This is a genomic window from Geobacillus sp. TFV-3, from assembly GCF_009901865.1.
In the GTDB taxonomy this organism is placed as follows: domain Bacteria; phylum Bacillota; class Bacilli; order Bacillales; family Anoxybacillaceae; genus Geobacillus; species Geobacillus thermoleovorans_A.
The window spans coordinates 1,128,269-1,149,584 of the sequence record NZ_MPSP01000001.1; the positions used below are offsets into that span (position 1 = coordinate 1,128,269).

Genomic DNA, 21,316 nt, shown 5'->3' on the forward strand with positions numbered 1-21,316 from the left:
TTTAGTGCAAAATAAAAATACAGAGTTCTGCAACGAAACGTGCAGAGCCTAAGGCAAAGAAAAAAGGCTTGCCAGCCCCTAACATTTCCTCTACTGTGGAAGTTGTGAACACATAAACCAAACAGTGGAGGAGCGAAAGGATGCTGGCAATGCCCGAAATGAATCGTATCAGAAAACTGCGTGAAAAGAAAGGGTTATCGATTGCGGAAATTTCCCGCGAAACGGGATATAACTGGAGAACGGTCAAGAAATACGCGGATGGCGGCATTTCTGTCCAACCAACCATCAAACGCAAAAAGGGGATGATGGAGGAAGAAGGATACGGGCAAATCATTGATGACTGGTTGGAGGAGGATGCCAAGCTGCCGAGAAAACAACGGCGAACGAACAAGACGATGTTTGAAGCGCTTTGTCGTGACCATGGATTTCAAGGCTCGTATCGCACCGTTTGCGCGTACGTGCAAAAACGAAGACCGCAGCTCAAACTCGAGAAAGAACAGCGCTATGAACGACTTGAGCACCCGCCAGGCGAGGCGCAGGTGGATTTCGGGAAGATGACGGTGGTGACGAAGGAGGGGAAGGAAGAAGAACGATCGGTTTTGATCGTAAGCTTCCCGTATAGCAACGCTGCGTTTGCTTATCCGCTGCCGGCGGAAAACAGTGAATGCTTCCTCCATGGGTTGACGCAGCTGTTTCGTCAGGCTGGGGGAGTGCCAAAGGCATTGCGCATTGACAATTTGTCCGCGGCCATCGTGTCGATTCGAAAAGGGGGAGAACGCCAATTCACCGAGGCTTTTGAGAAATTTCAACTCTACTATCGGTTTGATGTACAAGTGTGCAATCCATACAGCGGACATGAGAAAGGAAATGCGGAGCGAAAAGTCTATTACACTCGCAACCTTTGTTTCGTCCCGGCTCCGTTGATCGAGTCGGATCCGGAGCTGGTGGAGTGGCTGCATCGCAAGATGGTCGAGGACCGAAACCGCCCTCATTATGAAAAGGGGCGGTTGATAGAGGAGCTATGGCAGGAAGAGCGGCCGGAGCTGTTGGCGTTGCCGGAACAAGATCTTCCGATCTTCTCCCTCGATCACGCTTACGTGAATAAGTACGGAGAAGTGATGGTGGATGGGAAGGCGTTCGTCGTCCATGGCCTGTCCGTCCCCAACCGGGTATTGGTGAAAAAAGAGTGGGATCGTTTCTTTGTGCTCTCTCCTGACGGAGGCATACATCTTGAGATGCCAAGGCCGTATACGAACGTGAAACGCGAGATCCCTTGGAAAGAGATTTTCGCTGAGTGGGAGACCAAACCCCGGGTTGTCGGGCATTCCCGATACCGGGCGTACTTGCCGGAAGCGATCCGAACGTATCTGGCTGGCACCCCGCCCCAGGTGGCGGCCCGTTTGAAAGGGCTGCGAGCGCTGTTGGATCGTTGCACGCTTTATGAAATCCCCCAGTGGCTCGAGGAGAGTCAGCGATGGGACTTGGCTCCTCATGAAATCGGGGTGTTGATGGAAGCCGAGCAATCCCATTACCCGGCCAAGTGGAAAGAATCGTACACCCCTTCCGTCCTGATCGACTATGAAACGGACTTAACGGTGTATGATCAACGTCTTCATCCTGTTCGGGAAGGGGGTGTCCAGGGATGAGAGCAGAGGTGAAAGAGATTTGTAAAGCACTGCATTTGGCCTATATCGCGGATCGATTCGAGGAGGTGATGTTCGAAACGAAAGAACAGTTTTTGCGGGATGTATTGGCGCTGGAGCTGTCGTGCCGCCAGCAGGCGAAACAGGCCCGGCTGATCAAGAAAGCCAAGTTTCGGGAGTTGAAATGGCTGAAGGATTACGAATGGTCGGATCACATCCACTGGCCGACCACGACATCGAAGAAGGAATTGTGTGACCTTCGCTTTTTGGAGCGAAAGCAAAACGTTCTGCTTTTAGGCTCGCCCGGGACAGGAAAAACCCATCTCGCCACAGCGCTCGGCATCCAGGCGTGCCAACAAGGCCATGAGGTTCGGTTTTTCCGCGTCGCGGATCTCGTCGCCCAGCTGGAAGAGGCATTGAAAAATGGCACGCTCGGGCGGCTGAAACGAAGCATCGATGCGTGCGAACTGTTGATATTGGATGAACTCGGCTATGTGCCGTTTCAAAAGCAAGGATCGGAGCTGTTGTTTCATATTATCGCCGACTGTTATGAGCGAAAAAGCGTCATCGTGACGTCGAATCTGGAATTTGGACAGTGGAATCGGGTGTTTGGGGACAACCGCTTGACAGCTGCGCTGGTGGATCGCTTGGTTCACCATGCCCACATCCTGGCCTTTACGGGAGAGAGCTATCGACTGCGGAACGCTCTCTCCGCGATCCAGCCGTCCTCTTCCCCCGGTCTGGAACCTTAAGTCTTGAGCTGGCAAGCCTATGTATTTTTTCTTGCACTTCTCTGCATTTTTTGCTTGCAAAAAACACATTATACCCCAATTCATCATGATAATAATCCATAATCATGGCAGCAACCGTTGGACCACAAGCTGAATTAGGATTATCAATCCCAAAGTTGCGCTGATAGATGCGGTCAACATTTAATACTTTATAATCCGGATTTGTAGCTGTGGCATATACCATTGTAGTATTATGCTCTTTTAACAACTCGTCCCACCCGGGGCTCCTCTTATTACCTTTTTTCAACGACTTTAGCTGTAGCTTTTCAATTTTTTTTATATTCCTCTGTCCCATTTCTTTTTTCAGCTTTTAATTTCCTTAATATTGTGGATTTAGCATTTTCAAATTTTTCTTTCACTTCTTCGTTATTTTTACCAAAACTAAATCTATTTAAACCAAAATAATAGACTTTCTCATCCTTATGTTTTTTGTTCATAGTTTCTGACAAATTCCCGTTTATACCGTACTGTATCATTGGATCGATTGTATCGATTGCAGAGGTAATAAAATAACCTGTAGTTTTATTCATTCATCACATATTATATACCTCACATTTCGCACCCCGAGTTCGACAGCGACTAGGCAAACCAAGTGCCTCTCGCCCCTTGATACAAAATGGATCAGAGGCATTTGAGCATATTTTAGGCGTGTATCTAGGGGCGAGGATGGATACCTAGAAGGCCGATGAAAAAGTACACGCCAAGGCAGGGATTAAGGGGGCTTATGTTGAAAAAGAGGAGAGGAATCTTTGGAATGGAGCGTGAGCGGATCACGAAAGCCCCCAGACCCCCTTCGACTCAGCCTCGTCTATTTCAAGTCATCGACATGGAGGAACTGGTTCCTCCACATCATATCCTGCGCCAAATCAACGAAGCCGTTGACTTCCCCGTCATTCACGATTGGGTGACTCCCCTGTACACGGAAAAAACGGGTCGTCCAGCGGAAGATTCGGAACGGGACCGGCTCTTTGGCGTGCGCAAAAACGGAATTTGGAGCAGGAAGCCCTGCACGTCCTGCCATCCTTTGGCGCCAAATGGCGGAGAGAATGGCCTCCAAAATTCGACATGAGGGAACTCTATGCCTCATTAATTCACCGGCCTTCTAGGATCCGTATCGAACAGCATCTTGGCCATTTTCATTTGCCTAAAATGGCCTTAAAACTGTCGAACTCGGGTAAGAGGGATTATATCACAGGGAACCGGCGTTTTTTTTACATAAAGGGGAAAAGCGAAAATATAGTGGTAAAAGGGAGAATGAAAGGGGGAGCGTCATGATTGTTCATGTCATTCAGTGCGGCGAAACGCTTTGGCAGCTGGCTCAGCGCTACGGCGTCCCGCTCGAGCGGATTGTCGCCGCCAATGAATTGAGCGATCCGAATCGGCTTGCTACCGGGCAAGCGGTTGTCATTCCGGTGCCGTATCGCTATCATACCGTTCGTGCAGGGGAAACGTTATGGCAGATCGCCCATTCGTATGGAGTGACGGTCGAAGCGATTGTACAGGCGAACCGAATCGCCAACCCGGCGCTCATTTATCCAGGCACAGCATTGTTGATCCCAGCTCGCATTCATACGGTGCGCGCGGGGGAAACGTTAGGGCAAATTGCCGCCGCCTACCAGGTCAGCGTCCAGCAAATCATTGAGTTTAATCCGATTGACGATCCGAATATGATTGTCCCCGGACAGCGGCTCATCATCCCGCCGGCGAAGCCGCTCATCGAGGTGAACGCGTTTACGGTGGATCAAGGGGAGAAAGGAGCGGAGCAAGTGCGCGAAGTCGGCCGCCATTTGACCTATGCCGCGCCATTCGCCTACACGATCCGCGCCGACGGCGGACTCAATCCGATCAATGATACCGCATTCATTCAGGCGGCTTATGCCGCCCGTGTCGTGCCGATGATGACGATCACAAACTTTACGTATCGGGATCCGGGCTCAAGATTGGCGCAGACCGTTTTGGCCGATGCCACGTTGCAAACCCGGCTGCTTGACAACGTCATTCAAGTGATGCGGGCAAAAGGGTACCGCGCGTTGAATGTCGATTTTGAAAACGTCTATCCGTCCGACCGTAAGCGGTATAACGAGTTTTTGCAACGGGCGGCCAACCGGCTTCACGCTGAGGGGTATGTTTTATCGACGTCGCTGGCGCCCAAAATAAGCGCTGAACAAAAAGGGCTGCTGTACGAAGCTCACGACTATCCAGCCCACGGACGCATCGCCGATTTTGTTGTCTTGATGACCTATGAGTGGGGCTACCGGTTTGGGCCGCCGCAAGCCATTTCGCCGGTGAATCAAATTCGGCGCGTGCTCGCTTATGCGGTGACCGCCGTTCCGCGAAGGAAAATCATGATGGGGTTTCAAATTTACGCCCGCGACTGGGTGTTGCCGCACGTGCCAGGGCAAGAGGCGGAAACGTTCAGTCCGAAAGAGGCGCTCGAGCGCGCCGTTCGCTACGGAGCGTTCATTCAGTACGATCCTGTGGCCGCCTCGCCGTTTTATCGCTACACGGATGAGCAAGGACGCCAGCACGAAGTATGGTTTGAGGACGCCCGCAGCGCGTTGGCGAAATTCCAATTGGTGAAAGAATACGGATTGAGCGGAATCAGCTATTGGGTGCTCGGGTATCCGTATCCGGAAAACTGGGTGCTGCTAGAAGACAACTTCCGCATTCGCAAGCGGGGATAAGCGGTTCGAGCGTGTGCGCCGACCATCGGGCATGCGCTTTTACTTTGTTTCTTGGAGTTCGAGCCGCTTTTTTAGTTGATAAATTTCCAAATCGTGCTGGCCGATCTTATGGTTTAAATATTCAATCGCGATGTTCGCGTTGCGCCAATCGTTCGACAAAATTTCGAACATGCGCCGATGGTCGGCCAGCTCGTCCTCGGTTTTTTTTGAAATGGCTGCGCGTCTCGATGATGAGCATGTAATTGACTTGAAAAAAGAGGATGATCGACGATGGATGGAGGCGCTCATTTGGCCTGAACATCATGATCGGCGCCAATTGTTTGAAAAGGCAGCCTGATGTCTGGAACAAACGCCGATTCGTCTGATCGAGGGAGACGGGGTTGAACTTCTCTCTGATCTTGTTGCACAAGTTCCGTCCGATACCGTTGTTTGCATCTTCCACACGCATGTCGCGAACCAAATGTCAGATGAGGCAAAGCGTGGATTGCTTGAGCAGCTTCGCGAAATCGGCCGCCAACGGGATTTGTTCCATGTGTATAACAATATGTGGGATCCGAAACTGCACCTGGATAGCATGATCAATGGCCGAGAATGCCGACAAATCGTTGCTGAAACCGACGGTCATGCCCGCTGGTTTCGCTGGGAGGCGGATGTCTGTGGATGAGGGGCGACAATGAGATGAAAAAAGAATTCCAAATAAAGTTAGATCGCGACTTCCCCGTTTCCGTCCATACTAACTATAAAGATGGACGAAATGGGGGGAAACGATGAAACCGTTTGTGCCAAAACTTGTGTATTTCGAGCCGGAGGCGTTGTCGTATCCGCTCGGGAAAGAACTGTATGAGAAATTTACGCAAATGGGAATCGAGATTCGGGAGACGACGTCACACAACCAAGTGCGCGGCATTCCGGGAGAGACGGAGCTGGCGCGGTATCGAAACGCAAAATCGACGCTCGTTGTTGGCGTGCGGCGGACGCTACAATTCGATTCATCGAAGCCGTCAGCCGAATACGCTATTCCGTTGGCAACCGGATGCATGGGCCATTGCCATTATTGCTATTTGCAAACGACATTAGGAAACAAGCCATACATCCGCGTGTATGTCAACTTGGACGACATTTTCGCTCAAGCGCAAAAGTATATTGACGAGCGTGCGCCCGAGATCACCCGCTTCGAGGCGGCGTGTACGTCCGACATTGTCGGGATCGATCATTTGACCCATTCGCTCAAAAAAGCAATTGAGTTTATCGGCGCGACCGACTACGGGCGGCTCCGATTTGTGACGAAGTATGAGCATGTCGATCATTTGCTTGATGCCAAGCATAACGGCAAAACGCGGTTTCGCTTCAGCGTCAACTCCCGCTATGTGATCAACCATTTCGAGCCGGGAACGTCCTCCTTTGACGCGCGGCTTGCAGCAGCGCGCAAAGTGGCCGGTGCCGGCTATAGGCTCGGCTTTGTTGTCGCACCGATTTACCGGCATGACGGCTGGGAACAAGGGTATTTTGAATTGTTTCAGGAGCTCGCCCGGCAATTGGAAGGGATAGACTTATCTGATTTGACGTTTGAGCTCATCCAGCATCGGTTTACGAAACCGGCCAAGCGGGTCATCGAACAGCGTTACCCAAAAACCAAGCTCGATTTGGACGAATCGAAGCGCAAGTATAAGTGGGGGAGGTACGGCATCGGCAAATATGTGTACCGCGACGAGGAAGTGCGGGAGCTGGAGGAAACGATGCGCTCGTATATTGCTCGCTTTTTCCCATCGGCTCAGGTGCAGTATTTTACGTAATGTCCCCTTCATGGTATAATGGGATTGATTGCTATTTTTTGTTTGCCTGAGCGGCCAACTGCGGCAGAAAAGCTGAAAATAAAGCTTTCTCATCTATATATAGATGCGACGAAAACGTTTCACATCCTTGACGGAAAAGGTCGCCTATGCATTTTTCGACTGTCACGCCAAGGCGTGGCAGTCGATCAAATGCTCGGTAAAAGCCGTGTTAAAGCTTCAAACTGCATCTATATCGTTTTTATTCGTTCATCAACACGCCTGTTTCATGAGAGATGCTGACGGCCGCTGCATTTGTGTGCGGCAGACAAACGTGATGGGAGGGGACAAACGTTGCCGACACCGAGCATGGAAGATTATATTGAGCAAATTTACATTTTGATTGAAGAAAAGGGCTATGCCCGCGTCTCTGACATCGCGGAAGCGTTGTCTGTCCATCCCTCCTCGGTGACAAAAATGGTGCAAAAGCTCGATAAAGATGAGTATTTAGTGTATGAGAAATACCGCGGACTCGTCTTGACGCCAAAAGGAAGAAAAATCGGCCAGCGGCTCGTCTACCGCCATGAGTTGCTTGAGCAGTTTCTTCGTTTGATCGGTGTCAGCGAAGAAAACATTTACCGCGACGTGGAAGGGATTGAACACCATTTGAGCTGGAACGCCATCGACCGGATCGGCGATTTGGTGCAGTATTTTCAAGAGGACGAACGCCGTCTTGAAGCGCTGCGCGATGTCCAAAAGCGCAATGAACAAGGAGAGTAAGCTGAGGCTTGCTCTTTTTTGTTTCCCGTACTAAACGCCGCTTCTTTCTCTTACATATGTATAAAGGGCGAGAAAGGGGAGGCAGAGGTGGACATTGACATCGTCTTTTCAGGAGGCGGAGTGAAAGGGTTTGCGTTGCTCGGGGCGTACGAAGCGATTGAGGAAAAAGGGCTGCGCTGGAAGCGGCTGGCTGGAACGAGCGCCGGTTCGCTGCTTTCCGCGCTGCTTTCGGCAGGATATAAAGCGCATGAGATTGCCGCATTGCTCGAGGATCTTGAGCTTGCACAGTTTTTGGATGAACGGCCGCTATGGATCCCCTTTCCGTTTTGGAAATGGGTGCGCCTGTATTGGCATCTTGGGTTGTATCAAGGAAAGACGTTTGAGCGGTGGCTCGAGGCGGCGCTCGCCGCCCGCGGCGTGCGGACGTTTCAAGATGTGCCGGCCGGCAGTTTGTATATCGTCGCTTCCGATGTGACAAACGGTCGCATCGTCGTGCTGCCGGATGATTTAGCCATATACGGCATTGACCCTGGGTCTTTTTCCATCGCCAGGGCAGTGCGGATGAGCATTAGCATTCCGTATTTCTTTGAGCCGGTCCGCCTCCGCGGGCGAAACGGTGTCTCCCTCATGGTTGACGGCGGGGTGCTCAGCAACTTTCCGCTGTTTTTGTTCGATGAAGAAAAGAAGAAAAAACGACCGGTGCTCGGTGTTCAACTAAGCCCGAAGCCAGGCGAGCGGCCGAAACGAACGATCACCAATGCGCTCGATTTGTATGAAGCGCTGTTTGCGGCGATGAAGGAAGCGCATGATGCCCGCTACATTTCGCGCCGCCATGAAAAAAACATCGTCTTTTTGCCAGTAGACAACATCATTTCCACCGAATTTTCGATTGATCCGGAAGTACGCCGGCGTCTGATCGATTACGGACGTGAGCGGACGCGGCAGTTTTTGCGCCAATGGGCGTACTAGACGGGAAAGCGGCAATAGGGCGCGCCTCTGCTGCCGAAGCTGAACGGCAGAGGCAAACAAAAAAGAATCAAGCTAAAACGAAGCTCGATTCTTTTTTTTGCCTTTTTTGCCCTCGATCACGGTCAAGTGCGGAATGGCTGTCCGTTTTTTCAGCGGTCGCTTCAGTTTCGCCGGTTTTGCTTGTTTGCGCCCGGAGCGGGGATGGAGCTTTTTCGACTGCCGCACCGCCTTTAAATACGATAACCGATCTTGATCGGTGCGGCGTTGGTAGACGAACCGGTAGAAGAGATAAATGGCGGCCAAAAACAGCGCAACAAACAACAACTGGCGGAACAGCACCGTCGGATGGGCAAAAAGGGTATAGACAATGCCAAGCGTTCCAAGCAAAATCATAAGCCCGACAAGCGGATGAATGGACCGGCGCCGCAATGAATCCACCCCCTTTGATCGATTACTGCACCACTTGTTTCCTTTCGGCTTCCGCTTCCAAATGGAGAAGCCGCTGAAACGAAGCGATGGCCACTTCCACTTGGTCATCGTCCGGTTCTTTTGTCGTCAACCGCTGCAGCCATAGCCCGGGATAGCCAATCCATCTCAGCAGCGGAATATCCTTCAATTTATTTGTAAACTGCAAGATTTCAAACGAAACGCCAAGCACGACAGGAATTAAAGCGAGCCTGTTTACGATTCGCAGCCAAAGCGGATCCGTCGGCACGAACAAATAAAGGAATAAGCTGATCATGACAGTAAATAAAATGAAGCTGCTGCCGCATCGGTAGTGAAGGCGCGAGGCGCGCTGGACGTGCTCAACCGTGAGCGGCCACCCGGCTTCGAAGGCGTTGATCACCTTATGTTCCGCCCCATGGTATTGAAAAACGCGCTTGACCAACGGCGTCAGCGAAATAAAGTAAATATAGCCAAGCAACATCATCAGCTTAAAGGCGCCTTCAAGCAAAATTTGCCCCGTCTTTCCCGGTACGAGGGGTTTAAAGGCGTCGGCGGCGAGCGCCGGAACGAGCGTAAAAATGGTTTTGGCGAATAAAAACGATAGCACGCCGATGACGGCGGCGCCGAGAATCAGCCCGAATTTGGAGCGGCTCTCGTCGTCCGCTCGTTCGTCGTCGGAAGACGACTCATACTGTTCGCTCGCAAATTGCAAATGTTTCGCCCCGTTCGCACTCGCTTCAATAATGGCGACAATGCCGCGGACAAACGGAATTTTCTTCAGAGCAACCAGTGCTGGATGGCTGCGGCGAGGCAGTGTAAAATAGCCAATCGTCCCGTCAGGGCGGCGAATGGCGGTGACGGAGTGCGTCTTGCCTGCGAACATCACCCCTTCCACAACTGCTTGGCCGCCGTATAACGGTTTCTCCATTGATGATTTCATCAAGTCAACACCAACCTATTTTTATGTTTATTTTATTTTATTCTACAAGAAACGTCCGGAAACCTCTAGGTTGATGCTGCTATTATGATTTCCAAAAAATCCATGATTTACACAAGAGCGGTCATTTTTTCGTTTGAGTCATGGGACGGTCGGCTTTCGGTCATACTAACAGACAAGGAGGTGCACGATGATGGCGGAACAAAAAGGGGAGCTCGAGCAAGAGAAGATGGAGCGGCCGATGACGCTCATACAAAAAACGATCATCATCGGGTTTGTCGGCGGGGTGTTTTGGAGTTTGATCGGCTATTTGGCTTACTTTTTTCACTTCAGCGAAATTAGTCCGAACATGATTCTCATCCCGTGGGTTGCCGGGGACTGGAAATATGGGAAAGCCGGCAATTATGCGGCCATCGTGCTGATCGGCATCATTTCTATTGCAGCGGCGCTTTTGTACTACGCGTTCCTGCGCAAGATCGCCGGTATGTGGGCGGGAATTGTATATGGCGTGGTGCTTTGGATGATGGTCTTTTATTTGTTGAATCCACTGTTTCCAAACGTCCAACCAGTTGCCGATTTAGAAACGAATACGATTATTACGACGCTTTGTTTATACATTTTATATGGTGTATTTGTCGGCTATTCGATTTCTTTTGAAACGCAAGAAATGAATCGATCGGCGTCAAATGTGGGAAAAGAGGCGGCAAATGAAGGAAACTGACGAAGCTTTTCTTTGCTCTCACCCGCTGAAGTGAGTGCTGCATCAAGCGCCGCGCGGATGTCTAGCGGAAACGACCATCTTTATGGTAAAATAAAGAAGGTTTTTGCACGTTTCAGCATTAGTCCATGGCTGCTGCGGGCGTTGCGTGAAACTGGCGCGCCTACGAGGTCTTTCGCGTCATCCTGACCGCGAAGCTTTTCTCCACTCTCGACGCAGGCAGCGGAGGAGACGAGCACACTCTAAGGGAAGAGGAGACGGAAACATGGAAAAGCTGGAAAGACTTTGGGAGCTTCTTGATGAGCAGCATATCGACGGGCTGTTAGTAACAAACGGCTGCAACCGCCGCTATTTGACCGGGTTTACTGGTACGGCCGGTGCTGTACTTGTCAGCCGTCAAGGGGCGGTGTTGATGACGGACTTCCGGTACGTCGAACAAGCATCGAGGCAAGCCCAGGGGTTTGAAGTCGTCCAGCACAGCGGGCCGATCATCGAAGAAATTGCCAATCAGGTGAAGCGGCTTGGCATCAAGAGGCTTGGCTTTGAGCAAGAACATGTCACCTATGCTGCATACAAGTCATATGAAGAAGCCATCCGCACTGAACTCGTGCCGACGTCCGGGCTGGTGGAAAAATTACGCTTGATTAAGTCAGAAGCAGAGATTAAGATATTAAAGGAAGCAGCAGAAATCGCCGATGCGGCGTTTTCGCACATTTTGTCGTTCATCCGTCCAGGCGTTAAAGAAATCGAAGTGGCGAATGAGCTGGAATTTTTTATGCGCAAGCAAGGGGCGTCTTCGTCCTCCTTTGATACGATCGTGGCCTCCGGATATCGGTCGGCGCTGCCGCATGGCGTGGCGTCGGAGAAGACGATTGAGCGCGGCGAACTCGTGACGCTGGATTTCGGGGCCTATTACAAAGGGTATTGTTCCGATCTCACCAGAACGGTCGCCGTCGGCGACATCAGCGCCGAACTGAAAACGATTTATGATATCGTCCTTGAGGCGCAGCAACGCGGCATGAACGGGCTGAAAGCGGGCATGACCGGCAAAGAGGCTGATGCACTCACGCGCGATTACATCCGCGAAAAAGGGTATGGCGACTATTTCGGCCATTCGACCGGTCATGGGATTGGGTTGGAAATTCATGAAGGACCGACGCTTTCGTTCCGTTCCGATGTCGTGCTCGAGCCGGGAATGGTCGTCACTGTTGAGCCGGGCATTTACATTCCGGGGCTTGGCGGGGTGCGCATCGAGGACGATGCGGTCATCACCGCTGATGGGAACGAAGCGCTCACCCATTCGCCAAAAGAACTGATCATTTTATAATGGATTGCGTGAGGAGGATTTCGGCTGATGATTTCAGTCAACGATTTTCGCACAGGACTTACGATTGAGGTGGACGGCGACATTTGGCGCGTCCTTGAGTTCCAACACGTCAAGCCGGGCAAGGGGGCGGCGTTCGTCCGTTCGAAGCTTCGCAATTTGCGCACCGGGGCCATTCAAGAGCGGACGTTCCGCGCCGGCGAAAAAGTAAACCGGGCGCAAATCGACACGCGCAAAATGCAATATTTGTACGCCAACGGCGACCAACACGTTTTTATGGATATGGAAACGTACGAACAAATCGAGCTGCCGGCAAAACAAATCGAGCATGAACTGAAGTTCTTGAAAGAAAATATGGAAGTATTTATTATGATGTACCAAGGCGAAACGATCGGCGTCGAGCTGCCGAACACCGTCGAGTTGAAGGTGGTCGAAACGGAACCAGGCATCAAAGGCGACACCGCTTCCGGCGGTTCGAAACCGGCCAAGCTCGAAACCGGCCTCGTCGTTCAAGTGCCGTTTTTCGTCAACGAAGGCGACACGCTCATCATTAATACGGCCGACGGCACGTACGTTTCGCGGGCGTAAGCGCAAGCCCGACAGGCACCGTCTCGGACACCTTCCGGGGCGGTGTTTTTTATGCGCAAAATGGGCGCTGTATTGCTCTCCCCCATCGTTTTCCTCAGTAAAAACTTCTTCTGAAACGGCTTGTTTTTGCATACGTTTGTACTAATCGATCCCATTTCGCAAAACAGGAGGGGAACATGAAACATTGGCTGCGATCGATCGACCCGTCCGTTATGGCCATGGCTGGCATGCGGATGGTGTCCGCGTTCATTGAACTGAGCGCGGCGCTGTTGATGCTTGTGTTCAATGATGTGAAAAAAGCGCTTGCCGTTAATGCTGCGCTTGCTGTCGTCGGTCCAACCGTCATGATGGTGACCATGGCGATTGGACTGCTTTCGCTTGCGGACGAGCTCTCGTTTTCCCGGCTCGGGCTTGTGGCGCTCGGGATAGCGCTCATTTTGTTCGCGATTTACAAGTAAGGCATAAACGGTGCATTCCGCCCATACATATGAACTAGTCCACAAGAAAAGGGGGAGGGCCATGGAAGCGGTGTGGGGAATTTTGCCGAAAACGGTCGCCGCCGCATTGCAGCACCATCTTCCTTCATGCCGACGCGGAATTGAAGAAATCCGCATCCGCGTCTCCCGGCCGCTTGAGGTGATCGTCGACGGAACGGCCCGGCTGCTGCCGTATGAAGTGACGAAAGAAGACGCTGTGCAGCTGCTCAATAAATTGAGCCATTATTCGATCTATGCCATCGAAGAAGAGCTGAAGCGCGGATTTATGACGATTGAAGGGGGGCATCGCGTTGGGCTGGCCGGCAAGGTCATTATGGAAGGCGGGAAAGTGAAAGCGGTCCGCGATGTTTCCTCGTTTAACATTCGCATCGCCAAGGAACAGATCGGCATCGCCGAGCCGCTGATTCCATATGTGTACGACGGCCGCTGGCGCCATACGATGATCATCGGCTCGCCACAGACGGGAAAAACGACGCTCCTGCGCGATGCGGCGCGCTTGATTAGCGGTGGGACGGGGCGCATTCCGGCGCAAAAGGTGGCGATCGTTGACGAACGTTCGGAAATCGCTGGCTGTGTGAAAGGAATTCCTCAGTTTTCGTTCGGCCCGCGCCTTGATGTGTTGGACGCCTGCCCGAAAGCGGAAGGGATGATGATGATGATCCGCTCGATGAGCCCTGATGTCATGATTGTCGACGAAATCGGGCGCGAGGAGGACAGCGAAGCAGTGCTTGAAGCGGCCAATGCTGGCGTCTCTGTATGGACGACTGTGCACGGCCGCAACATCCAAGACGTCTGGCAGCGTCCGACGTTGCGCCCGGTGATGGAACAAAAGGTGTTTGAACGGTTTATTGAGCTGACAAACATTCCCCATCCCGGCTCAATCCGACGCATTCTCGATGCTGGCGGAACGGTGCTGTATGAACGGGCGGTGGTCCATCGATGAAATGGTTTGGCGCTCTGTTGATTCTCGCCGCCTCAACATGGTTGGGAGTTGCCGCCGCCCGCGTGTTGCACGAGCGGCCGCGCCAACTCCGCCAGCTGAAAGCGGCGCTGAGGGCGCTTGAGGCGGAAGTGATGTATGGCCATACGCCGCTTGCCGATGCCGCTATGCATCTCGCCCGGCAAACAGCCGCACCGTTGTCTGAATTGTTCGAGCGGTTTGCCGCCGCGTTATGCACAGAGGAAACGAGCGCCGCCGAGGCATGGGAAAAAAGCTTGCGAGCCGTATGGGGAAAAACTGCTCTAAAGCAAGGAGAATTTGAAGTGATGAAACAATTTGGCGCCACGCTTGGCCAATACGACCGGCTCACCCAGCAAAGGCAAATCGCGCTGGCGATCGCCCATCTTGAGCGGGAGGAAGCGGAAGCGCTAGACAACCAGGCGCGCTACGCCAAGATGGCGAAAAGTTTAGGTGTGTTGGCCGGCCTGCTGCTCGTCATTTTACTCATGTAGACAGGAGGCAGAAGAATGGGCATCGATGTCGATCTCATTTTGAAAATCGCCGGCGTCGGCATCGTCATCGCGTTTTTGCATACGGTGCTTGACCAAATGGGGCGGAAAGAATACGCCCAATGGGTGACGCTGCTTGGCTTTATTTATATTCTGTTTATGGTCGCCTCAATCGTCAGCGATTTGTTTCAAAAAATTAAAGACGTCTTTCTGTTCCGCGGGTAGGGGGGATCGGCCATTGACATTTTGCAAATCGTCGGCCTCGGGTTGATTGCGACGTTTTTGGTCGTACTGCTGCAGGAACAAAAGTCGAATCTCGCCTTTTTGTTGACCGTGTTTGTCGGCTGCACCATTTTTCTGCTATTGGTCGATCAAATCAGCAGCATTTTGGCGATGTTGCGAAAAATGGCGGAAGGCGCCCATATTCAGATGGTGTATTTAGAGACGATGCTGAAAATCATCGGCATTGCCTACATTGCCGAGTTCGCCGCGCAAATTTCCAAAGACGCCGGCCAAGGGGCGATCGCCGCCAAAATTGAGCTCGGCGGCAAAATCGTCATTTTGGCGCTGGCTGTTCCGATTTTAACCGCGATCATCGAAGCGGTCATCGGCCTCATCCCGTCGGCGCGCTAAAGGAGGGAACGGATTGAAGCGAACAGCGTTCCTTATTGTCGGGCTGCTTTCTCTCTTTTTTTGTCCGTTGGTCGTACAAGCCGCAAGCGATGGACCGTCGGTCAGCGAGCAGCTTGCTCAGCTCGATGTGAGCGATATCCGCCGCTATTGGGAAACGATCGTCAGCGAGTATGGGGGGTTTTTGCCGGAAAGCGAGAAAGGGCCGCTCACCGATTTTTTAAGCGGCGACAAGCAATGGTCGCCAGCTGAATGGCTGAAGGCGCTCGCTCGCTATTTGTTTTATGAACTGCAGGTGAACGGCAAACTGCTCGGCACGCTCATTTTGCTTGCTGTCTTCAGTACGGTGCTGCAATCGCTGCAAAATGCATTCGCTCAGCAGGAAGTAAGCAAGATCGCCCAGGCGGTCGTCTATATGGTGCTCTTGTTGATCGCCTTAAACAGCTTTCGCCTCGCGGCGGATTATGCGCTTGAGGCGGTGCGGACGATGAGCCATTTCATCATCGCCCTCGTTCCGCTGCTGCTCGCCCTGCTCGCCACTTCCGGCGGGGTCGCATCGGCGGCGTTTTTCCACCCGCTCATTTTGTTTGTGATGAACACCACCGGCACGATCGTTGAATATGTCACCTTGCCGCTTTTGCTTCTGGCTGCGCTGCTTTCTGTCGTCAGTACGCTCAGCGACCGTTACAAGGCGACTCAGCTCGCCGATTTGTTCAACAAAGCTGCCCTCGGTTTGCTCGGTCTTATTTTGACCGTGTTCCTTGGCGTCATGTCCGTGCGCGGAGCGACAGCGGCCGTGGCTGACGGCGTAGCGCTTCGGGCGGCGAAATTTGTCACCGGCAATTTCATCCCGGTCGTCGGCAAGCTGTTCACCGATGCCGCCGATACGGTCGTTGCCGCTTCCATGCTGTTGAAAAATACTGTCGGGTTGGTCGGGGCGGCGATTTTGCTAATGATCGCCATCTTTCCAGCGGTGAAAATTTTCGCCGTCGTCATCGTCTACAAACTATCGGCTGCTCTTCTGCAGCCGCTTGGCGGCGGACCGGTATTGTCCTGCCTCAACATCATCGGCAAAAGCATCGCCTACGTGCTGGCGGCGCTGCTCATTGTGTCGCTCATGTTTTTCTTAAGCCTCACCGTCATGGTGATGGCCGGGAACATTACGATGATGGTCCGCTAGGGGGAGCGCTATGCAGCTAGTCATTGAGTGGGTGACAAACATCATTTTGTTTTTGTTGTTTGCTGTCATCATCGATTTTTTGCTGCCGTCGGGGACGATGCAAAAATACGTGAAAATGGCAGTCGGGCTTATGCTCGTTCTCGTGATGCTCGCTCCGGTGCTTCGGCTCGCTTCCGTTGATCCCGAGCAGCTCATCGCGTCGGCGCTCGTCCATTTTTCCAACGGTCGTGAGGGGGAAGAGGCAATAAAAAATCAAATCGAACAGCAGAAAAAAGAAATACAAGCCTCGCAACGCGCATATATTTTAAAACAAATGGCTGTCCAGCTCGAAAACGATGTCAATGAGGAGTTGATGGAAAAGTATGGGTTGAAAGCGGATGTCAACGTTTACGCCAAGCCAGGCGACGACTGGCGCATGCCGGATGACATCAAGACGATTGAGGTCGTCCTTTCGAAACAGAAGTCAGCCGGTTCGGTGGAACCGGTTGTCATCGATACGACGAAGCCGCCGGCTTTGCCGGAGGGCGATGCTTCGCTGGCAGAGGAGGTGCGCGTTTTTCTCGCCGGCCGATGGGAAATCGATGAAGATAAAATTGACGTGCAATTTAGGGGGAGGGAATAGGGGGGATGCTGCCGCACATCAAACGGATCTTTTCTTCATCGCCGAAAGACGGGGGAGGAGAAGGAGCACAGAAAAAATGGCCGTTTTCGTACGTCATCGTCCTGCTGTTGGCCGGGATCGCCTTGATGGCGGCAAGCCATTGGACGAACAATGGGGAGGAGGCTGCATCAAAATCTTCCGCCGGGCAGCCGTCCGCTCCAGCCGAGCCGGCATTTCTGGCAAGCAAGGAGACGAAGGAAAAAGTGATCGCCGCCTATGAGGAGCGGTACGAAAAAGAACTGAAAGCCGCGCTCGAGGCGATTGAAGGGGTGGACGATGTCACCGTCGTCGTCAATCTCGATTCAACGGAGCTGAAAGTGTACGAGAAGAAGCGTTCCACCCAACAGCAAACGACCGAAGAGAGCGACAAGGAAGGCGGGAAGCGGACGATCGAAAACGAGTCGACCAATGAAGAAGTCATCATTATTCATAACGGCGAAGAAGAAACTCCGCTTGTCGTCGCCACGAAAAAGCCGGACATCCGCGGCGTTCTCGTTGTCGCCAAAGGGGCGGACAATTTGCAAATCAAAAAATGGATCGTCGAGGCGGTGACGCGCGTGTTAAACGTTCCGAGCTACCGCGTCGCTGTCTTGCCGAAAAAATGACCGGGTAAGGGGAGGAGATCGGCATGTTGAAAAAACAAACCGTATGGCTATTGACGATGTTGAGCTTGGTCGTTGTGCTGTCGGTCTATTACGTGACAGCGCCAAAAAATATGAATGACAGTCCGGCCTTTACCGCCAATAAGAAAACGGAAAAAACAACCGATCAGCCGAGCGTTGCTGTCGAAGAGGCGAAAAAGCCGTCCGCGTCTGGCGGAACGGGCGACGACTTGTTTACAGCGCTGCGCATGAAAATTGAGGATGAACGGAGCCGGCTGCGCGATGAGCTGAACGCCATTGTCGCTTCAGCGAACGCGACGGCGGAGGAAAAAAATGAAGCGCTCGACAAAATTGAAAAATTGCAAGCATTGTCCGAAAAAGAAGCCACGTTGGAGACGCTCATCAAATCGAAAGGCGGTTATGAAGACGTGCTCGTGCGCGCAGATGACAACCAAGTGCGCGTGACGATCAAAGCGAAACAAAGCTCAGCGAAATCGGCGAATGAAGTCATTCATATGGTGAAAAAAGAAATACCCGATGCTGAATACGTGACGGTTGAGTTTCAGCCGGCTGGATGAACGCGCTGCTCTTTAGGGCAGCTTCTTTTTTGCGCAAAAGTCTTTTGTTTGTCCTGCTGTTGTGTGTATAATCGTTATGAACACATTTGAAACCGCCTGCCGGGAACGAGCTGGCTGCACGATACTTGGAGAAAGGTGTGAGATCGATGAAAATTCAAGAAATCCGTGAATTGATCCGCTTAGTCGATCAGTCCTCGATTGACGAATTCGTATACGAACAAGGCGAAACAAAAGTACATATGAAAAAAGGAACGGCTGCTGTTGCCGTTGCGTCGGCTGCGGCCGCACAGACGGCGGTGGCGCCGACGGCGCCTGCCGCTCCGGCAGAGGTCGAACCGGCTCCAGCTGCTCCCGTTCAAGCAGCGGCTTCGGAAGCGCCGTCGCCGAAAGCGGAAACGCCGGTGGTCAAAGAAGCAAAGCCGGCTGTGGAAAGCAATTTGCATCAAATTACGTCGCCGATGGTCGGCACGTTCTACGCAGCGCCGGCGCCGGACAAGCCGCCGTATGTGAAGCCGGGCGACAAAGTGAAAAAAGATACGGTCGTTTGCATCATCGAGGCGATGAAGCTGTTTAATGAAATTGAAGCGGAAGTCGATGGCGAAATTGTCGAGGTGCTCGTGCAAAATGGCCAGCTCGTTGAATATGGCCAGCCGTTGTTTTTAGTCAAGCCTGAATAAGGGAGAGAACGGACGATGATCAAAAAAGTGTTGGTGGCGAACCGCGGGGAAATCGCCGTCCGCATCATCCGCGCCTGCCGCGAGCTTGGGATTGAGACGGTCGCTGTCTTTTCGCAAGCCGACCGCGACGCCTTGCACGTGCAGCTGGCTGATGAGGCGTACTGCATCGGGCCGACCGCTTCGAAAGACAGCTATTTAAATTTCACAAACATTATGACCGTCGCTACGCTGACTGGCTGTGACGCCATCCACCCCGGTTACGGGTTTTTGGCGGAAAATGAAGCGTTCGCCGAGCTGTGCCGTGAATGCAATGTGACATTTATCGGCCCAAGTCCGGAAGCGATTGCAAAAATGGGCATTAAAGACATCGCTCGCGAGACGATGCGCGAGGCGGGGGTGCCGATCGTGCCTGGGTCGCGCGGGATTATCGAAAGCCTTGATGAGGCGCGGGCGATTGCCGAAGAGATCGGCTATCCGGTCATCATTAAAGCGACGGCCGGCGGCGGTGGGAAAGGAATCCGCGTCGCCCGCGACGAAGGTGAGCTCGTCAAAGGCATCAACATCACCCAGCAGGAAGCGGCGACGGCGTTTGGCAACCCAGGCGTCTATATTGAAAAATATATCGAAGATTTCCGCCATGTCGAAATTCAAGTGCTCGCTGATTCGTACGGCAATACGATTCATCTCGGCGAGCGCGACTGCTCGATCCAGCGCCGGCTGCAAAAACTGGTCGAGGAAGCGCCGTCGCCGGCCCTTGACAACGAGATGCGCCGGAAGATGGGCGAGGCGGCGGTCAAGGCGGCGAAAGCGGTCAACTACACCGGCGCTGGTACGGTTGAATTTATTTATGACCACCGGAACAAACAATTTTATTTCATGGAGATGAATACGCGCATTCAAGTCGAGCATCCGGTCACTGAACTGATCACCGGCATCGATTTGGTCAAGGAGCAAATCCGCATCGCCGCCGGTGAAAAGCTGTCGATCACCCAAGAGGACGTCACGTTTAACGGCTGGGCGATCGAGTGCCGGATCAACGCCGAAAATCCGGCGAAAAACTTTATGCCGTCGCCGGGGAAAATCGCCATGTACCTGCCGCCGGGCGGCCCGGGCGTGCGCGTCGATTCTGCCGCCTATCCAGGCTATACGATCCCGCCGTATTATGATTCGATGATCGCCAAATTGATCGTTCATGCGCCGACGCGTGCGGAAGCGATCGCCCGCATGCGACGGGCGCTTTCGGAGTTCATCATTGAAGGCATTCATACAACGATTCCGTTCCACATAAAATTAATGGAGCATGAGAAATTTCAAAGCGGTGAGTTTAATACGAAGTTTTTGGAGTTATATGATATTATGAAGGCGGAATAGGAGGTGCCTTATGTCTGAGCATGTTTTTGAAACAGAGCAAGCGTACCCGGCGCTCGGCAAGGTGGAAATTGCACCGGAAGTGATTGAGGTGATCGCTGGCATCGCGGCGTCAGAAGTCGACGGCATCGCGCAAATGCGCGGCAATTTTGCCGCCGGCGTCGCCGAACGGTTTGGAAAGAAACACCATGGAAAAGGCGTCAAGGTTGATTTGCGCGACGACGGCGTCGTCATCGATCTTTATTGCCTCGTCCAGTTTGGCGCATCGATTCCGAACGTGGCAAAAAAGGTGCAGGAAAATGTGCGCCAGGCGCTTTGGAACATGACCGGCCTCGAGGCGAGCGAAGTGAACGTTCATATCGTCGGCATCCAGTTTGAGGGCGGCAAGCAGGAACAAGGCGTGGTCGAACAGTGATCTCGCAAGGCAGTTGCTTTTTCGGCGGCTGCCTTTTGTTTTTTTGGCCAAAGTTTGTTATTGTAATGAACGAGGCCGTTATGGCGCTGTCAACGGCAACAAGAATGATTTGTGGGAAAAAGGGTGGTTTTTCCCGAAAAATATGATATGATTTCATTGTGAATGTTCGTTTTTTGGAAAGGGGGACCGCTATGAAGCGGCATGAAGCACGGGAAAAGGCGTTGCAGGCGCTGTTTCAAATCGATGTCGGACGCATTCCTCCAGACGAGGCGCTCGACAATGTCACGGGCGGCGGCGACATCGATCCGTTTTTGCGCCAGCTCGTCTTTGGCGTCGTCGAGCACCAGGAGGAGATTGACGAGCTATTGCGCGCCAATTTGGAAAAATGGGCGCTTGAACGTGTCGCCAACGTTGACCGCGCCATTTTGCGCATGGCGACGTACGAGATGAAATACGCCGATGATGTGCCGATAAACGTCAGCCTCGATGAGGCGGTCGAGCTGGCGAAAAAATTCGGCGATTGGAAATCCGGAAGTTTTGTCAACGGCGTGCTTTCGAAAGTGAAGGCGGCGTTGCAAAAATAAAACCGGCTGCATCACGGTCTGATCT

At 52.6% G+C, this 21,316-nt stretch carries 25 protein-coding genes and 2 pseudogenes; 24 read left to right on the forward strand and 3 right to left on the reverse strand.

All coding sequences use genetic code 11. The annotated features are described in order from the left end of the window. Positions 1–140: 140 nt before the first annotated feature. Together istA and istB are read left to right on the forward strand one after the other, a co-directional pair. Positions 141–1,646: an IS21 family transposase gene (gene istA, locus BJQ97_RS05720; protein WP_160155558.1), complete on the forward strand. Its 1,506-nt coding sequence runs from the start codon at positions 141–143 to the stop codon at positions 1,644–1,646. Then, positions 1,643–2,395 (forward strand): IS21-like element helper ATPase IstB, encoded by a 753-nt coding sequence (istB, locus tag BJQ97_RS05725; RefSeq protein WP_021322668.1) that lies wholly within the window; start codon positions 1,643–1,645, stop codon positions 2,393–2,395. Before istA ends, istB begins: the two co-directional genes overlap by 4 nt. A 305-nt stretch (positions 2,396–2,700) precedes the next feature. Here the strand turns inward: istB and BJQ97_RS05730 are convergent, their stop codons facing one another. Beyond that, complete coding sequence (locus BJQ97_RS05730; protein ID WP_160155847.1) at positions 2,701–2,964, reverse strand: hypothetical protein; 264 nt, start codon at positions 2,962–2,964, stop codon at positions 2,701–2,703. 224 nt (positions 2,965–3,188) lie between these two features. Between BJQ97_RS05730 and BJQ97_RS05735 the strand changes: the two are divergent. From BJQ97_RS05735 to BJQ97_RS05765, 6 genes and pseudogenes are all read left to right on the forward strand, one after another. Next, a pseudogene (locus BJQ97_RS05735) lies at positions 3,189–3,392 on the forward strand (transposase); the annotation flags it as partial. Positions 3,393–3,705: 313 nt separating this feature from the next. Next, positions 3,706–5,118, forward strand: coding sequence for a glycoside hydrolase family 18 protein (locus BJQ97_RS05740; RefSeq protein ID WP_160155848.1), 1,413 nt, complete (start codon positions 3,706–3,708; stop codon positions 5,116–5,118). A gap of 274 nt (positions 5,119–5,392) precedes the next feature. Then, positions 5,393–5,782 (forward strand): annotated as a pseudogene (locus tag BJQ97_RS05750) (DUF2332 family protein). Between the two features lie 103 nt (positions 5,783–5,885). Continuing rightward, positions 5,886–6,911 (forward strand): spore photoproduct lyase, encoded by a 1,026-nt coding sequence (gene splB, locus BJQ97_RS05755; RefSeq protein WP_160155849.1) that lies wholly within the window; start codon positions 5,886–5,888, stop codon positions 6,909–6,911. 330 nt (positions 6,912–7,241) lie between these two features. Then, on the forward strand, positions 7,242–7,667 hold the full coding sequence (gene mntR, locus BJQ97_RS05760) for a transcriptional regulator MntR (protein ID WP_011231898.1): 426 nt from the start codon (positions 7,242–7,244) through the stop codon (positions 7,665–7,667). Positions 7,668–7,754: 87 nt separating this feature from the next. Next, positions 7,755–8,636, forward strand: a complete 882-nt coding sequence (locus BJQ97_RS05765) for a patatin-like phospholipase family protein (protein WP_160155850.1) — start codon at positions 7,755–7,757, stop codon at positions 8,634–8,636. A gap of 72 nt (positions 8,637–8,708) precedes the next feature. Here BJQ97_RS05765 and BJQ97_RS05770 read toward each other — a convergent pair whose 3' ends face one another. Continuing rightward, positions 8,709–9,065 carry an SA1362 family protein gene (locus tag BJQ97_RS05770; protein ID WP_160155851.1) on the reverse strand — a complete coding sequence of 119 codons (357 nt, stop codon included), beginning with the start codon at positions 9,063–9,065 and terminating at the stop codon, positions 8,709–8,711. A 22-nt stretch (positions 9,066–9,087) separates the two neighbouring features. Next, a complete protein-coding gene (locus BJQ97_RS05775; protein ID WP_160157547.1) occupies positions 9,088–10,023 on the reverse strand; it encodes a DUF1385 domain-containing protein in 936 nt (311 codons plus the stop codon). A gap of 187 nt (positions 10,024–10,210) precedes the next feature. Between BJQ97_RS05775 and BJQ97_RS05780 the strand changes: the two genes are divergently transcribed. The 16 genes from BJQ97_RS05780 (at position 10,211) to nusB (ending at position 21,291) form a co-directional block, all read left to right on the forward strand. After that, a complete protein-coding gene (locus BJQ97_RS05780) occupies positions 10,211–10,741 on the forward strand; it encodes a YqhR family membrane protein (protein WP_160155852.1) in 531 nt (176 codons plus the stop codon). A 262-nt stretch (positions 10,742–11,003) separates the two neighbouring features. Then, positions 11,004–12,065: a M24 family metallopeptidase gene (locus BJQ97_RS05785; protein ID WP_160155853.1), complete on the forward strand. Its 1,062-nt coding sequence runs from the start codon at positions 11,004–11,006 to the stop codon at positions 12,063–12,065. A 27-nt stretch (positions 12,066–12,092) separates the two neighbouring features. Next, entirely contained in the window at positions 12,093–12,650 is a 558-nt protein-coding gene (efp, locus tag BJQ97_RS05790) for an elongation factor P (RefSeq protein ID WP_031408341.1), read from the forward strand. A gap of 176 nt (positions 12,651–12,826) precedes the next feature. Continuing rightward, positions 12,827–13,108, forward strand: coding sequence for a YqhV family protein (locus BJQ97_RS05795; protein WP_011231891.1), 282 nt, complete (start codon positions 12,827–12,829; stop codon positions 13,106–13,108). 61 nt (positions 13,109–13,169) lie between these two features. Beyond that, entirely contained in the window at positions 13,170–14,090 is a 921-nt protein-coding gene (gene spoIIIAA, locus BJQ97_RS05800; protein WP_160155854.1) for a stage III sporulation protein AA, read from the forward strand. After that, positions 14,087–14,599, forward strand: a complete 513-nt coding sequence (spoIIIAB, locus tag BJQ97_RS05805; protein ID WP_160155855.1) for a stage III sporulation protein SpoIIIAB — start codon at positions 14,087–14,089, stop codon at positions 14,597–14,599. Before spoIIIAA ends, spoIIIAB begins: the two co-directional genes overlap by 4 nt. A 15-nt stretch (positions 14,600–14,614) precedes the next feature. After that, complete coding sequence (gene spoIIIAC / locus BJQ97_RS05810; RefSeq protein WP_011231888.1) at positions 14,615–14,821, forward strand: stage III sporulation protein AC; 207 nt, start codon at positions 14,615–14,617, stop codon at positions 14,819–14,821. A gap of 21 nt (positions 14,822–14,842) precedes the next feature. Continuing rightward, positions 14,843–15,229 (forward strand): stage III sporulation protein AD, encoded by a 387-nt coding sequence (spoIIIAD, locus tag BJQ97_RS05815; protein WP_012820577.1) that lies wholly within the window; start codon positions 14,843–14,845, stop codon positions 15,227–15,229. A 13-nt stretch (positions 15,230–15,242) separates the two neighbouring features. Next, a complete protein-coding gene (spoIIIAE, locus tag BJQ97_RS05820; RefSeq protein WP_160155856.1) occupies positions 15,243–16,406 on the forward strand; it encodes a stage III sporulation protein AE in 1,164 nt (387 codons plus the stop codon). Positions 16,407–16,416: 10 nt separating this feature from the next. Then, positions 16,417–17,028 carry a stage III sporulation protein AF gene (gene spoIIIAF, locus BJQ97_RS05825; protein WP_160155857.1) on the forward strand — a complete coding sequence of 204 codons (612 nt, stop codon included), beginning with the start codon at positions 16,417–16,419 and terminating at the stop codon, positions 17,026–17,028. Positions 17,029–17,033: 5 nt separating this feature from the next. Then, a complete protein-coding gene (gene spoIIIAG / locus BJQ97_RS05830) occupies positions 17,034–17,672 on the forward strand; it encodes a stage III sporulation protein AG (RefSeq protein WP_160155858.1) in 639 nt (212 codons plus the stop codon). Positions 17,673–17,695: 23 nt separating this feature from the next. After that, on the forward strand, positions 17,696–18,247 hold the full coding sequence (locus tag BJQ97_RS05835; protein WP_160155859.1) for a SpoIIIAH-like family protein: 552 nt from the start codon (positions 17,696–17,698) through the stop codon (positions 18,245–18,247). Between the two features lie 146 nt (positions 18,248–18,393). Continuing rightward, positions 18,394–18,924 (forward strand): acetyl-CoA carboxylase biotin carboxyl carrier protein, encoded by a 531-nt coding sequence (gene accB / locus BJQ97_RS05840; RefSeq protein ID WP_160155860.1) that lies wholly within the window; start codon positions 18,394–18,396, stop codon positions 18,922–18,924. Between the two features lie 15 nt (positions 18,925–18,939). Beyond that, positions 18,940–20,295 carry an acetyl-CoA carboxylase biotin carboxylase subunit gene (accC, locus tag BJQ97_RS05845; RefSeq protein WP_160155861.1) on the forward strand — a complete coding sequence of 452 codons (1,356 nt, stop codon included), beginning with the start codon at positions 18,940–18,942 and terminating at the stop codon, positions 20,293–20,295. 10 nt (positions 20,296–20,305) lie between these two features. Beyond that, the gene (locus BJQ97_RS05850) at positions 20,306–20,707 is read left to right on the forward strand and encodes an Asp23/Gls24 family envelope stress response protein (protein ID WP_044730873.1); all 402 of its coding nucleotides are present in this window, start codon (positions 20,306–20,308) and stop codon (positions 20,705–20,707) included. Between the two features lie 191 nt (positions 20,708–20,898). After that, positions 20,899–21,291, forward strand: a complete 393-nt coding sequence (gene nusB / locus BJQ97_RS05855; protein ID WP_160155862.1) for a transcription antitermination factor NusB — start codon at positions 20,899–20,901, stop codon at positions 21,289–21,291. The last annotated feature ends 25 nt before the right edge of the window (positions 21,292–21,316 follow it).

What these genes read in the sequence shown, in the direction of transcription:
- istB (WP_021322668.1), top strand. Translation starts at nt 1,643, where the DNA reads ATGAGAGCAGAGGTGAAAGAGATTTGTAAAGCACTGCATTTGGCCTAT.
- BJQ97_RS05775 (WP_160157547.1), bottom strand. Translation starts at nt 10,023, where the DNA reads ATGAAATCATCAATGGAGAAACCGTTATACGGCGGCCAAGCAGTTGTG.
- BJQ97_RS05835 (WP_160155859.1), top strand. Translation starts at nt 17,696, where the DNA reads ATGTTGAAAAAACAAACCGTATGGCTATTGACGATGTTGAGCTTGGTC.
- spoIIIAF (WP_160155857.1), top strand. Translation starts at nt 16,417, where the DNA reads ATGCAGCTAGTCATTGAGTGGGTGACAAACATCATTTTGTTTTTGTTG.
- BJQ97_RS05780 (WP_160155852.1), top strand. Translation starts at nt 10,211, where the DNA reads ATGATGGCGGAACAAAAAGGGGAGCTCGAGCAAGAGAAGATGGAGCGG.
- spoIIIAB (WP_160155855.1), top strand. Translation starts at nt 14,087, where the DNA reads ATGAAATGGTTTGGCGCTCTGTTGATTCTCGCCGCCTCAACATGGTTG.
- spoIIIAC (WP_011231888.1), top strand. Translation starts at nt 14,615, where the DNA reads ATGGGCATCGATGTCGATCTCATTTTGAAAATCGCCGGCGTCGGCATC.
- splB (WP_160155849.1), top strand. Translation starts at nt 5,886, where the DNA reads ATGAAACCGTTTGTGCCAAAACTTGTGTATTTCGAGCCGGAGGCGTTG.
- BJQ97_RS05740 (WP_160155848.1), top strand. Translation starts at nt 3,706, where the DNA reads ATGATTGTTCATGTCATTCAGTGCGGCGAAACGCTTTGGCAGCTGGCT.
- BJQ97_RS05795 (WP_011231891.1), top strand. Translation starts at nt 12,827, where the DNA reads ATGAAACATTGGCTGCGATCGATCGACCCGTCCGTTATGGCCATGGCT.
- efp (WP_031408341.1), top strand. Translation starts at nt 12,093, where the DNA reads ATGATTTCAGTCAACGATTTTCGCACAGGACTTACGATTGAGGTGGAC.
- BJQ97_RS05850 (WP_044730873.1), top strand. Translation starts at nt 20,306, where the DNA reads ATGTCTGAGCATGTTTTTGAAACAGAGCAAGCGTACCCGGCGCTCGGC.
- istA (WP_160155558.1), top strand. Translation starts at nt 141, where the DNA reads ATGCTGGCAATGCCCGAAATGAATCGTATCAGAAAACTGCGTGAAAAG.
- BJQ97_RS05730 (WP_160155847.1), bottom strand. Translation starts at nt 2,964, where the DNA reads ATGAATAAAACTACAGGTTATTTTATTACCTCTGCAATCGATACAATC.
- accB (WP_160155860.1), top strand. Translation starts at nt 18,394, where the DNA reads ATGAAAATTCAAGAAATCCGTGAATTGATCCGCTTAGTCGATCAGTCC.
- spoIIIAA (WP_160155854.1), top strand. Translation starts at nt 13,170, where the DNA reads ATGGAAGCGGTGTGGGGAATTTTGCCGAAAACGGTCGCCGCCGCATTG.
- BJQ97_RS05785 (WP_160155853.1), top strand. Translation starts at nt 11,004, where the DNA reads ATGGAAAAGCTGGAAAGACTTTGGGAGCTTCTTGATGAGCAGCATATC.
- spoIIIAG (WP_160155858.1), top strand. Translation starts at nt 17,034, where the DNA reads ATGCTGCCGCACATCAAACGGATCTTTTCTTCATCGCCGAAAGACGGG.
- nusB (WP_160155862.1), top strand. Translation starts at nt 20,899, where the DNA reads ATGAAGCGGCATGAAGCACGGGAAAAGGCGTTGCAGGCGCTGTTTCAA.
- accC (WP_160155861.1), top strand. Translation starts at nt 18,940, where the DNA reads ATGATCAAAAAAGTGTTGGTGGCGAACCGCGGGGAAATCGCCGTCCGC.